The organism is Arthrobacter sp. 05T410, from assembly GCF_056396505.1.
The window spans coordinates 261,614-273,941 of the sequence record NZ_JBFTLP010000001.1; the positions used below are offsets into that span (position 1 = coordinate 261,614).

10 protein-coding genes are annotated in these 12,328 nt (G+C 68.1%); 5 read left to right on the plus strand and 5 right to left on the minus strand.

Annotation, left to right across the window (positions count from 1 at the left end):
• The first annotated feature begins 18 nt into the window (after positions 1-18).
• Positions 19-876 carry an oxygenase MpaB family protein gene (locus AC1DFR_RS01325; protein WP_476858568.1) on the plus strand — a complete coding sequence of 286 codons (858 nt, stop codon included), beginning with the start codon at positions 19-21 and terminating at the stop codon, positions 874-876.
• Between the two features lie 183 nt (positions 877-1,059).
• Here the strand turns inward: AC1DFR_RS01325 and AC1DFR_RS01330 are convergent, their stop codons facing one another.
• From AC1DFR_RS01330 to AC1DFR_RS01340, 3 genes are all read right to left on the minus strand, one after another.
• A complete protein-coding gene (locus AC1DFR_RS01330) occupies positions 1,060-3,039 on the minus strand; it encodes an APC family permease (protein ID WP_476872536.1) in 1,980 nt (659 codons plus the stop codon).
• Positions 3,040-3,160: 121 nt separating this feature from the next.
• Positions 3,161-4,315 carry an AI-2E family transporter gene (locus AC1DFR_RS01335; protein ID WP_476858570.1) on the minus strand — a complete coding sequence of 385 codons (1,155 nt, stop codon included), beginning with the start codon at positions 4,313-4,315 and terminating at the stop codon, positions 3,161-3,163.
• Positions 4,316-4,345: 30 nt separating this feature from the next.
• The gene (locus AC1DFR_RS01340; RefSeq protein WP_476872537.1) at positions 4,346-5,863 is read right to left on the minus strand and encodes a CYTH and CHAD domain-containing protein; all 1,518 of its coding nucleotides are present in this window, start codon (positions 5,861-5,863) and stop codon (positions 4,346-4,348) included.
• 241 nt (positions 5,864-6,104) lie between these two features.
• Here AC1DFR_RS01340 and AC1DFR_RS01345 point away from each other — a divergent pair, with 241 nt between their 5' ends.
• Entirely contained in the window at positions 6,105-6,374 is a 270-nt protein-coding gene (locus AC1DFR_RS01345; RefSeq protein WP_230011455.1) for a hypothetical protein, read from the plus strand.
• 130 nt (positions 6,375-6,504) lie between these two features.
• Here AC1DFR_RS01345 and AC1DFR_RS01350 read toward each other — a convergent pair whose 3' ends face one another.
• Both AC1DFR_RS01350 and malQ read right to left on the minus strand, forming a co-directional pair.
• On the minus strand, positions 6,505-7,563 hold the full coding sequence (locus AC1DFR_RS01350; RefSeq protein WP_476872538.1) for an alkaline phosphatase family protein: 1,059 nt from the start codon (positions 7,561-7,563) through the stop codon (positions 6,505-6,507).
• 120 nt (positions 7,564-7,683) lie between these two features.
• A complete protein-coding gene (malQ, locus tag AC1DFR_RS01355) occupies positions 7,684-9,927 on the minus strand; it encodes a 4-alpha-glucanotransferase (protein ID WP_476872539.1) in 2,244 nt (747 codons plus the stop codon).
• Positions 9,928-10,082: 155 nt separating this feature from the next.
• On the opposite strand from malQ, the gene AC1DFR_RS01360 reads away from it, so the two are divergent.
• From AC1DFR_RS01360 to AC1DFR_RS01370, 3 genes are read left to right on the plus strand one after another with little or no spacing between them, the layout of a single operon-like run.
• On the plus strand, positions 10,083-10,436 hold the full coding sequence (locus AC1DFR_RS01360) for a TraR/DksA family transcriptional regulator (RefSeq protein ID WP_476850934.1): 354 nt from the start codon (positions 10,083-10,085) through the stop codon (positions 10,434-10,436).
• Positions 10,433-11,221 carry a M50 family metallopeptidase gene (locus AC1DFR_RS01365; RefSeq protein ID WP_476850935.1) on the plus strand — a complete coding sequence of 263 codons (789 nt, stop codon included), beginning with the start codon at positions 10,433-10,435 and terminating at the stop codon, positions 11,219-11,221. Before AC1DFR_RS01360 ends, AC1DFR_RS01365 begins: the two co-directional genes overlap by 4 nt.
• Positions 11,222-11,230: 9 nt before the next feature.
• A complete protein-coding gene (locus AC1DFR_RS01370) occupies positions 11,231-12,298 on the plus strand; it encodes a glutathione S-transferase family protein (RefSeq protein WP_476872540.1) in 1,068 nt (355 codons plus the stop codon).
• The last annotated feature ends 30 nt before the right edge of the window (positions 12,299-12,328 follow it).

A 12,328-nucleotide genomic window follows, 5' to 3' on the forward strand; every position in this document is an offset into this window, starting at 1 on the left:
CAGCTACAGAAAGCCGCCATGCAACTCCTCACGCACCCGACCCGCCGAACACGCCCGAGCGGTACGGACATGTACGGGATCTACCGGAACATGGTCCTCTTCGATTTCAAGACTGAAATCCATTCGGGCTTCTTCGTCGCCTATTACCGCAACTTCGCCATCCCCTCCACAGCGAGGACCCTGGCGGCGACCGGAGAGATGAAATCCCGGCCGATGAAGCGCTCCTACGACACCGGCATCGTCCTTCACGAGATCATCGCCAACGGGTTCGAGCACGAACGCAGCCAGGCCATGATCAAACTGCTCCGCCGGGTCCACAACGGGGTGCCCGGCACCCCGGACGACTTCGTCTACGTCCTCATGACCTTGCTTGTCCTGCCGCTGCGCTGGACCGAACGTCACGGCTGGCGCCGGCTGACGGAGTTGGAGAAGCGGGCCGCCACGGATTTCTACGCCGAACTGGGCCGGCAGATGGGGCTCGAGGGCATCCCGGCCACCTTCGCGGAGGCGGAACGGTTCCTGGACGAATACGAGGACCGGAACATGGGCCCGAGCCCCGAGGGCTCGATGCTGTTCAATGCGACCGTCGCGGCCTTCGCCAGCCGTATCCCCGCCCTGCTTCGCCGGTTCACCCCGACCATCCTGGCGCTGATGATGGACAAACCCCAGGTCGCTGTTGCCCTGGGCCTGAAACCTGCCCCGGCAGTGCTGCGCGTACCGTTCAACGCGGTGCTGCGGTTCCGCTCCCTCAAGGCCAGGCTGCGTCCCTTGCCGACCGAGCCCATATTTGTGCCGGGAAGGATGAACGTCGTGGCATACCCGGACGGATACACCCTGGACCAGATCGGCCCTTGGGGGAAATCAGCCAACGTCTGAGGCCCGGGGACGGCCGGGCTGCCGGCCGCCGTCGACCCTGGGGTGGACCCGACGCACCCGAGACGGGCCTGCGTGCTGACCGAAGGCGACGGCGCGGATCCCGGCCACGCGCGAACAGCCCCGCCGGAACCTGAACTGCTCAAATCCCGGCGGGCTGTTCGTTGTGGTCAGAGTGCGCTCTGCCTAGCCCACGTGGATGGCGGGCCGGAGTGCCTGGTCGGGTTCGGTCTCGCGGAGGATTTCGCGCACCAGCGGCGCGGTGTCGCCCTCGCCCAGGAACAGGTACCGCATGAGGTGGCCGACGGGGCTGCCCTCGGACCACTCGAAGTAGCACTGGGGCTTCGTGCCGGTCGAGTCGCGCATGGCCAGCAGGACGGCCGCGATCGCGTTCGGCACGGCCGGGGACTCCACCCGCAGGACCCGGTAGCCGTCCACTTCGACGCCTTCGACCCGGAGCGTGTGGCTGAACGCCGAAGGATCGGAGATTTCCACTTCCAGGAAGATGACATCCGCCGGGCCCGGGACGGGGTTCAGCCCGCGCTGTTCGTACTCTTTGTCCGCGTACTCAGCCTTGTCACCGGCTTGGCGCTTGTTGGCGATGACGTTCAGTTGCCCGTCGAAGGCAATCGAATCGGTGATGAACTGCCGGGCTGCCTCGTCGAACTCGATAGTTTCCAGCCGCAGTTCGGTGGTGCGCTGGACCCGGGAGATGAGCGAGACGACGATGATGCCGGCGATGAAGAACGCCGAGATCGCGATGCCGTCGGGCTTTTCGATGACATTGGCGCCCAGCGCGTACAGCAGGACCAGGGTCAGCGCACCGAAGCCGATGGTTCCGGCGCGGCTGTGCCGGCGGATCGCGGAGACGGTCACGGCGACGGCTCCGGATACCATCATGGCCAGGATGCCGGTGGCGTAGGCACCTGCCTGGGCGTTGACGTCGGCGTTGAAGGCGATGGTGATGCCGACGCTCAGCACGGTGTAGACGATGACGACCGGGCGGACGGCCCGGCCCCATTCCGGCGCCATGCCGTAGGCCGGCAGGTACCGGGGCACGATGTTGATGAGCCCGGCCATGGCGGAGGCCCCGGCGAACCAAAGGATCAGGGCGCTGGAAATGTCGTAAACGGTGCCGAACCCGGCGCCGAACAGGTCGTGGGCGAGGAACGCCAGGGCGCGGCCGTTGGCCTGTCCGCCCTCCTCGAACTCCTTGGCCGGGATCATGACCGTGGTGAGGAAGCTGGTGGACATCAGGTAGACGCTCATGATGGCCGCCGCCGTGGTGAGCAGCTTGCGGGTGTTCCTGACCCGGGACGCCATGACCTGCTCGGGGCTGTCGCCGGTGGCCTTGATCAGCGGCATCATCGAGACGCCTGTCTCGAACCCGGACAGGCCCAGGACCAGCAGGGGGAAGGCGATGACGGCGGGCCCGATCAGGTCCATGGGGCCGCCGCCGGCGCTGGCGAGCAGCCGGTCGGTCCAGCCGGCGATCAGGGACGGTTCGGAGAGAACATGGGCGAATCCTGCGGCGACGACCGCGGCGTTCAGGAGCAGGTAGACGGCCACAAGCGGAATGGCGACGCCGACGGCCTCGTTGAAGCCGAGCAGGAACACCCCACCCAGGATCAGCAGCAGGATCACCGTGATGATCACGGCACTGCCTTTCAATCCCGCAGGCACGATCGGGTTTTCGAGCAGGTGCACCGTCGCGTCGGCTCCGGAGAGGGTGATGGTGATGATCCACGAGGTCGCAACGAACCCGAGCAGCAGCAGGACGAAGAACTTGCCGCGCCAGAACGGGAGCAGCTTCTCCAGCATGGCAACCGAGCCCTGCCCGTGCGGGCTCTCCTGCGCGACCCGGCGGTACATGGGCAGCATGCCCAGCAGGGTCAGGGCCACAATGAGCAGGGTTGCCAGCGGCGAGAGGGCACCGGCGGCCAGGGCGGCGATACCGGGAAGGTAGGACAGGGTGGAGAAATAGTCGACGCCGGTCAGGCACATGACTTTCCACCAGGCGTTGGGCTTGTGATCTTCCTCGGCTTCGGGGCCGGCGGGTGCGACCTGGTTGGCCAGTAGCCAGCGGACCAGGGGCTTGTGGTCCGGGCGGTCGGCCTGCTTCAGGTCAACTTGCGCCGGGACGGCGTGGTCAGAAGTGGTCTGCATCGGATCTTTCTGTTGGTGGCCGGGCGTGTGCCGGGCAGGAGCAAGTCCTGGGAACCGGTCAATTGTAGTGCCGGGCCCCCGTTGCCGCGGTCAGCTTCAGGCAGCGTCCGGAACGGCGGGCCTACCGCGGCTCCGGTCCGGGCAGCTCTGGCCCGGGCGGCTCAAGTCCGGCCAGCTCAGGTCCGGCCAGCTCCGGCCCGGGCGGCTCAAGTCCGGGCAGCGGGTCCTTGCCGGTCCATGTCTTCACGACCGTCCACGTGACGGCGGTGATCGGCACGGCCAGCAGCGCGCCGACAATGCCGGCCAGTATGGTGCCCGCCGCCAGGACGAGCAGTATCGCCAGGCCGTGGATGCTGAGGACCCTGCCCATCAGGACCGGCTGCAGGAAGTGGTGTTCGAGCTGGTTCACGCCGATGACCACGGCCACAACAATGAGCGCCTGGACCAGCCCGTTGGAGACCAGCGCGACGACAATGGCCAGGGTTCCTGCGACGGTAGCACCGACGATCGGGATGAATCCGCCGATGAAGATGAACACTCCCAGCGGCAGGGCCAGCGGCACTCCCATGATGGCGAGGGTGATCCCGACGACGAGACCGTCAACCGCGGCCACCATGGCCGTGCCGCGGACATACCCGCCCAGGACGACGGTACTGCGATCCGCCGCCAGCCGTGCCCTGGCGCGGTGGTCGGCCGGCAGCATGCCAATGAGAAAGGCCCGGATTTCGGGACCGTCCTTGAGGAAGAAGAACAGGGTGACGGCCATCAGCACCGCGCCGGTGAAGATTTCCACCGCGGTGCGGGCACCGGTGAGGGCTTCTGCACTGAACGTGCTCGAGGTGAAGAACTCCCGCACCGAGTCCATGACGGCGGTGATCTGTTGGTCGCTGACAGGGACAGGTCCGTGGTTCAGGAATGAGTGCAGTTGCTCGACCCCCGCCGCGGCCCGGGCCGTGAGCTCGCCCCACTGGTTGGAGACCAGAATGACGATGCCGGCGATGACGCTGCCGAAAACGGCGAGAATGGCCACGAACGAGGCAACCACCGCGAGGGCGCGCGGCCAGGCGTGCCCGGTGAGCCAGCGGACCAGCGGGGAGATCGCTGCGGCCAGGATAACGGCGATGAGGACGGGGATGATGACGAGCGGGATGCGGCTGGCGGCCCAGATGATTGCCCACGCGAGGGCGGACACGGCGAGGACCTGCACGGAGCGGATGCTGGCGCGGCCCAGTCCGTCCGACCAGATGGCCGGCATTGCGTTGCGGGGTTCGATCATAGGGGTTCTCCCGGCGTTCGGACGCGGCGGCTAGGCCCAGCGCAGGGGCTTCGGCCTGGACTGTTGCCACGCATCGTAGAACCGCAAGCGGGCTTCGTTGCCGCGCTGCTGCTCGAGGGCGTGCAGGCGCCCGAAGGTAAATCCGCTGCCGGGGGCATCCGCGGCCTGCCCCGCCAGCACCAGTAGGGATTCCCGGGTGACGACGCTGTCCTGGAAGTCTCCGAGGATCTCCTGGATGCCCTCCGCGGCCCGGGCAACGTTCGTTGCTTGAGTGCCGAAAATGGGGGTAGCCGCCTCTGCGGCATAGCGCAGCCGCTTGGCAGCCTTCCGAACTTCATGCAATGCGGCATCCTGCGGTGTCCCGCCTGTGCCGCCGTCAAGGGACCGGACCGCCGCCTTGAGGCGTTTTCGTTCCGCGGAAACGAGCCGGCCAACCGTCCCCGGCGCATCATTGCCTGCCCCGCCGCTCAGCGGAGGTACCGCAAGGAAGGCATCGAGGGCATCGAGGAGGCGGAAGTAGCGGGCGCTGTCCAGCGCCGCCAGTCCGGCGGCAAGGCCCTGTTGCTGGACAGTGCCGAGGTGCTCCTGGATCTGCTGCGCGACTGGCCCGATCAACAGCTCCGCAGGTTCGGCACTGATCATTTGCGTCAGCCGGGCACGGATGACCTCGGCGTCCCTGGCCTGGCCCACGTTGCCGGCGAGCCACTGGAGCTCGCCCCTAAGGAACCTGGTCGACGTCGTATCTGTGAGCGTTCGAAAGGTTGCCAGTGCCGACCGCAGCCGGCGGGCGGCCACCCGGAATTGATGCACGGCATCGGGCGCATTGACCCGGACGCGAGGATCATGCAGCTTCACGGCGCGTATCTGTTGGGATACGTACGAGAGCATGACGTCCGAGGCCGGCCCGCTCGGGCTCGGTTTCGGAACCGTGCCCGGATTCTCCGGATAGTCCGGTCCGAGCGCCCGGGCGAGCTTGGACGGGTGGGTGGCGATGGTGACTCCCTCTGCGGCGCACAGAGCGTCGGCGTCCTGCAGCAGCCGACGGGGGCCGCCGGCGAGTTCCAGTTCCCATTCCCGCCACCGCGACGGTCCCGCGCGGGTTAGCAGGGATTGGGCCTCGACACGGTCGTCACTGAAGTTGGCAAGGATTGCGCCGTCGGCGGCGTACAACCGCGTGACCCTCCGGCTGGTCCGGATGTGTGCAACCGGCATCAGCGCGTGGCAGCGGGTGTGGACGAGCACCAGCTGCCGCAAATTTTCCGGCACGGCATCCTGATCGCCGCCAAGCGGCTCCCGAATCGCCCGGCGCTCCCCCACGGCGACCGGCAGTTTGAGATGCCATCCTGCATCCGGACCGCCTGACCGCCGGCACAGGGTGATCCGTTGCCTGGCCAATGCCAGTGCTTTGGTATCAAAGTAGACGGCGTCCAGCATTTCGTTGACGGGCTGCCCGGCGCGATCTACCCCTGGGATTGATGCCAGTGGCGGGAGGGCGTCGGATTCCGAAGGGCTGTACTTGCGTTCCACCTCGATCGCGTCGGCGGCCATGCTTCATTTTAGGAACTCCCGCACGCGCCGGGCGTGTGCCCAAAGGCCCCTATCGGAGGAGAATGTCACGGGAACCGGGCGCTGGGGACGGGCGGCCGTCCAGTTCAGGGCCGCGGCCCTCCGGAGGGCACACAGACGCGGCGGTATGAGGCTGGAAAAATGACTTGCCCGGGCATGCGGCGGCGAGTAACTTTCGGAGCAGTGGACCGGCGGACCGCTGGCCCCCTGCGAGAGGACCGCCATGCCAACCATAATCGGCCACCACGATGTCAAGGACAAGGATCATTGGCTTGCCTCGCCGAAGCGCGAAGAGGTGTTCGGCCCACTGGGGATCACCAACATTCGTACGTTCGTCAACCCCGAGAATCCGACGCAAGTCGCAGTGATGATGGATGTCCCTGACGTGGATGCCCTCATGGCCGCGATGCAAAATGACGTAATGGGCGAGGCGATGGCCTACGACGGCGTACTGCCCGAGACCCTGGTCTTCCTCGTCGAGGCCAAGCCCTAGCTTCACCCGGGCGGACACCGCCGGCGGTGCAGGCGGATGTGGCGAAGCTCCGGTCAAATAGCGGTTGACCGGAGCTTCGGGTCCATTATGGGCAGTGGTTCCTGTGTATTGGCCGGGAATAGGCTGACCGCTAGTGGTTCAGCAATTCGCCCATGAGCGGCGCATTGCGGACATCATCGGTCAGGGGGCTCAGCCCCCACACGTCCTCGATGGTGTGCAGCAAGGAATAGTGCGAGTAGGCGGCATTGGATGTGAAGTGCTTCCGCGCTGCCGGGCCGGCAAAAACCGTAGCCACCCGGTTGTCGTCTTTGCTGCCTTCATCCCACGTGATCACCAGCAGGGAGTTCTGCGTCGTGAAGGCCGGGGATCCCAGGATCCTGGGCACTTCGCGGGCGAGCCAGTCGTCTCCGGTGCCGATGGAGCAGTCGTGGGTGTCGTTGCACATGTCCGGGCTGATGAAAGAGTAGTCCGGCAGGGTCGACGGCGACCGCAGGTCCTGCCCCAGCCGGTCATACGGAACAACATGGTCCGAGCAGGAGGCCACGTCGTCCGTCACGGCAGGGTAATACATGAACGGATTATGCTTCACCGCATACCGGCGGGAGTCATGCGCGGCGCAGGGCGCGGGCATGCCCTCGGCGTACATTTTCCAGGTCCGTCCGGATTGGGTGATCTCATCGGCGATCGAGCGCACATCGGCGGTGCACGAGTCCGGCTTGCAGTCGCTGGTGATCCCCGCGCTGGTTCCGCTCGTGAGGGCGAGATAGTTGGGCAGGCTCGGGTGGGTGATGGCCCGGTAGTTGGCGGCCACGGAGAATTCCGCTGCAAGCTTGTTGAAGTAGCCCGCTTCGCTGGCGCCCATGATCTGCGAGGCCGCCTTATTCTCCTGGACGATGACCACAATGTGCGCGATTCCGCCGCTGGCCTGCCCGCCCGGAGCGGGGTGCGGGGCCGGCTGCGCGAAATACGGGGATGGTGGTGGGGTCGCGGCGGGCGTGTCCTGGCCGGGGGACGTGGGCGGCGATTCGGTCCCCGCCGGCCCGGCAGGCAGGGACCCGGCCGGTGGGGACCCGGCAGATGGGGGCTGCGAAGGCGGGCCGGCCTGGAGGGGCTGCACCGACGTGCACCCCGCCAGCAGCATCGCCAGCGCCCATCCGCCGGCCAGGGAGAGTCGGCCGATCCGCGTCATCGGTCCATGCTAGCGGCCGGTATTGGTGCGGCCAATGCTGTCTGCATTCCCGGCCTCAGGCCAGGCTCAGGTCAAGAAGGGGCCCGCGCCCGGTCCACGGCCCGGCTCCCCCGTGTCCGGTCACCCTCCGGGATGCAGCGCGCCGCGGACGGTGCCCAGCAGGGACAGGAACCGCTCGTTGTCCGGCAGGTCGTCTATCAGCACCACACCCTCGGGAGCGGCCAGCGGAATGCGCCAGTTCGGGTATTCGGTGCTGGTGCCCGGCTGGTTCTGGGTCCGGGTCTCCCCCACGGCGTCGACCAGCGCCACCCCCAGCAGCGCTGACGGGGCCAGCGCCGTGTAGGCGTACAGCGCCTCCACCGTGGTCCGGACGTCCGTGCCGTTTTCCGCCAGCAGGCCGCGTGCCCGGACCCGGGCCAGCATGGCCTCCTGCTCGGCCGCGGCCTCGGCGCGTTCTTCCGCCACTGGCCGCCGCAACAGCCCGAGCGATTCGCGCAAGGTGACGTGTTCACCGGCGAGGTAGCCCGCCGTCGGGGGCAGATCGTGGGTGTTGACGCTGGTCAGGCACTGCTCGCGGTAGTGCTCCGGCGGAATCGGGCCATCGGCGTCGTGTTCGAACCACAGGATCGACGTGCCGAATATCCCCCGCTCGGCCAGGTAGCCGCGGACCCACGGCTCGAACACCCCCAGGTCTTCGCCAATCACGATCGCCCCGGCCCGTTGCGCCTCGAGGGCAAGGATACCGATGAGCGCCTCGTGGTCGTAGTGCACATACGTGCCGCTCTCCGGCCCCCCGCCCTCGGGGATCCACCACAACCGGAACAGGCCGAGGATGTGGTCCACCCGGATGCCGCCGGCGTGCCGCAGCACGGTACGGAGCATGTCCCGGTAGGCGGCATAGCCGGATTCGGCGAGCCGGCCCGGATGCCATGGCGGCTGCGACCAGTTCTGGCCCAGCTGGTTGAACATGTCCGGAGGCGCACCAACGCTCACGCCCCGGGCAAGAACGCCGGAGAGGGTCCAGGCGTCGGCACCGCCGGGTTTTACCCCGACAGCCAGGTCATGGACGACGCCGATCCCCATCCCCGCCTGGCGTGCCGAACGCTGGGCCGCCTCGAGCTGCTGGTCGCAGAGCCACTGCAGCCAGCAGTGGAATTCGATCCGGGCTGCCAGCCTCGGCCGCTGCTCGACACAGTAGGGCGACGCCGGGGATGCCGCCGCTCCGGCCCATTCCGGCGCCGACGGCGGCAGCTCTTCGGCGAGCGCAGACCACAGCGCAAAGTCCTCGAGCCCCTGCCCCTGCTCTGCGCAGAAGTCGGCGAACTGCCGGGTGCGGGCCGGCCCGCGGCGGACCGCAAACACGCGTTCCAGGGCCGCGAGCTTTGCCGCGTAGCTGGCGTTGCGGTCCAGGAGGTCCGGGGAACGGTTGGCCGCCTGCAGGCCGTCGGCCAGGCGTGCCACCTCGGCCCGGCCGGCTGCGTCCAGGTAACCGTATTCCGGGATTTCCTCCACCCGCAGGTAGAGCGGGTTGAAAAAGCGCCGCGTGGTGGGCAGGTACGGGGAGTCCTCGACCGGCGGCACTGGTTCGGCGGCATGCAGCGGATTGACCAGCACAAAGCCGGCCCCCTGCTCTCCGGCAACCTCGGCGAGGTCCCCGAGATCGGCGAAGTCGCCAATCCCCCAGGACCGGGAGGACCGCACGGAGTACAGCTGGGCCGTCAGTCCCCAGGTGCGGCGTTCCTTGAGCAGGGCCGAGGCGCGGAGCCGGTCTGGCGTAACAACCAGCGGACACTGCGCCGCCGTGCCCGCGGCGTCGGCTCTCAAGGTGTGCCAGCCGAGACCGAGGCCGCCGGGTATGGCGAACGTGGCACGTCCCGTGAGAACGCCGTCGACGTCGACCGGCTGGTCCCAGTTCTCCCGCTGGGCGGCCTCATAGCTGCTTCCGTCCTCGGCGTCGATCCAGACGCGGACCTCGCTTCCGTGCGGGACGTGGACCTCGACGTGGGACTCCTGTCCCTCCCTCACTACAAGGACCGGGGGCAGGATGCGCCGCCAGGGTGCCAGCCGGGACTCGGCCAGGGAGCGTTGCTGTTCCTGGGGCCCGTTGGCGGGGACTCCGAGGGCCGCCAGCACGTCCTGCAGGGTCCCGGCGGCCACGGAACGCTGCACTCCGTCCCAGCCCCAGTAGCTGGTGTCGACGCCATAGGCTGCGGCGAGTTCGCGCAGGAGCGCGTCGGCCGTATCAGCGTCCCCGGTCTGCCCGGGACTCCCGGGGGCCGCGGCGTTGCCGGCGTCTGCAGGATGATCGGGGTTTGGACGGTCCTCGGGGTTTGCGGGGGTCTCGGGGTGCGTCTGGTCCACCATGCGCCCACTCTAGACGCTGCCCCCACCGCCCGCGCTCTTTCCGTGGATGTGGGAATCATCTACCAGTTCGTTGAGTCCTTGGCCGGCTCCCGGCGCGGACGGCTCCTTCGGCCCGTTTAGGCGCCCCCGCAGCGGCCGCGCTAGCCTTGAAGCCTATGGTTGACGTCGAACGGTTCCGGATCCTCCTGCGCGAGGAACGTGACCGGAAGCTTGCCCTCCTGCCCGCCCTCCGCCGGGACATCACCTCGGTCAATGCCGCCCGCCTCGACTCCAACGTCGACGACGAACACGACCCCGAGGGCACAACGATCGCCTTCGAACTATCCCAGGCCTCCGCGCTCCTGGAACAGAGCAGGGCTTCCCTGCTGCAGATCGATGCCGCTCTCGCGCGGATGGACGAGGGCACCTACGGAATCTGCGCTGTATGCGCCACCCCGATCCCCGAGGACCGGCTGGAGGCCAGGCCCTGGACCGCGTACTGCATCGCGCATGCCTCGGGCAGGGCATGACCCCGCCCGGCCTGCTGGGGGAACCGAACCTGGCCCTGACATGGTGGGAGCGGATCGTTGCCGGATTCACCCACGCCCCCAGCCCGCATGTGAGCAGTATTGAGCTCGTTGCGGTGGTCCTGCTGGCAGTGGCCGTCTCCCTGCCCCGCCTGTCCTGGCGCTACTTTGGCCTGCTCGCCACCGTGACCCACGAACTCGGCCACGCGTTTGCCGCCCTTACCACCGGCCAGCGGCTCGGAGGCATCCGGCTGGGCCTGGACCACTCCGGCACCACCACGACGTACAGCAGGAGCCGCCTCTCCGCCGCCTGGTCGACGTTCTGGGGCTACCCCGTGCCGGCCGTCGTCGGGGCGGCGATGGTCTGGTGCGGTTTCAACGGCTGGGGGCCGGCCGCGATGTCGGTGGGCACGCTCATCCTCCTGGCATCCTTCCTATTCCTCCGCAACGGCGTGGGCCTCCTCATCACCGCCGCCGCCGTACTGGCCTCGGCGCTCCTGGTGCTGTTCGTGCCGCCGGTATTCAACGGCCACGTGATGATCGTGCTGGGCCTGGCGCTACTGGTCGCTGCCGTCAGGGACCTCGGCAAACTGGCCAACGTCCATTTGCGGCACCGGGACAGGCTCCCGACGTCGGACGCCTATCTGCTGGCCCGGGCCACCTCCATCCCCGCCGCGGTGTGGATTGCCCTCTTCGCCGTGGTTGTGGCCGGGGCATGGTGGTTTGCCTGGCAGCCGATGGCGCCCGTGTTCACGGCCGCGTTCGGGCCGTTCCCTTCCCGGCCTTAGGCTGGGACCATGAGCCTGAGTACCCACACCGACGATCCGGGATTCAGCACCAAGGGCGCGTATGTGACCGGCGGCGAGGAATTCACCCGGGATACCAACTACATTGAGGACCGGATCACCCGGGACGGTGCCACGGGCGCCCACGGCGAACCCGGCTGGCCCGTGGAACCTGGCCGCTACCGCCTCATCGCAGCGCGCGCCTGCCCGTGGGCCAACCGCACGGTGATCGTGCGCCGGCTCCTCGGCCTGGAGGCGGTCATCTCGCTCGGCCAGCCCGGCCCCACCCACGACGCCCGGTCCTGGACGTTCGACCTCGATCCGGACGGCTTGGATCCGGTCCTCGGCGTCGAACGCATCCAGGACGCCTACTTCCGCCGCTTCCCCGACTACCCCCGCGGGATCACCGTCCCGGCGATCGTGGACGTCCCCAGCGGGCAGGTAGTCACCAACAATTTCCCCCAGATCACGCTCGACTTTTCCACGGAGTGGACCCAGTACCACCGCGCCGGCGCGCCGGAGCTGTACCCGGAGCACCTGAGGGAAGAAATAGACGCCGTCAACAAGCGTGTCTTCACCGAGGTGAACAACGGCGTCTACCGCTGCGGCTTTGCCGGTTCCCAGGAGGCCTACAACGCCGCCTACGATCGGCTCTGGACGGCCCTGGACTGGCTCGAGGAACGCCTGGCGGGCCAGCGGTACCTGGTCGGCGACACGATCACGGAGGCCGACGTCCGGCTCTTCACCACACTGGCCCGCTTCGACGCCGTCTACCACGGGCACTTCAAGTGCAACCGGCAAAAGCTCAGCGAAATGCCGGTGCTGTGGGCCTATGCACGGGACCTCTTCCAGACCCCCGGCTTCGGCGACACCACCGACTTTGTGCAGATCAAGCAGCACTACTACATCGTGCATGAGGACATCAACCCCACCGGAATCGTCCCGCGCGGGCCGGAACTGGGCAGCTGGCTCACCGGGCACGGCCGCGAAGAACTCGGCGGCCGGCCGTTCGGCGACGGCACACCCCCGGGACCGGTCCGGGCCGGCGAAGAGGTTGCCCCGGGACACGGCGCAGCCTGAAGCCGCCGGCGCCCGGGACGGCCGTTAGGG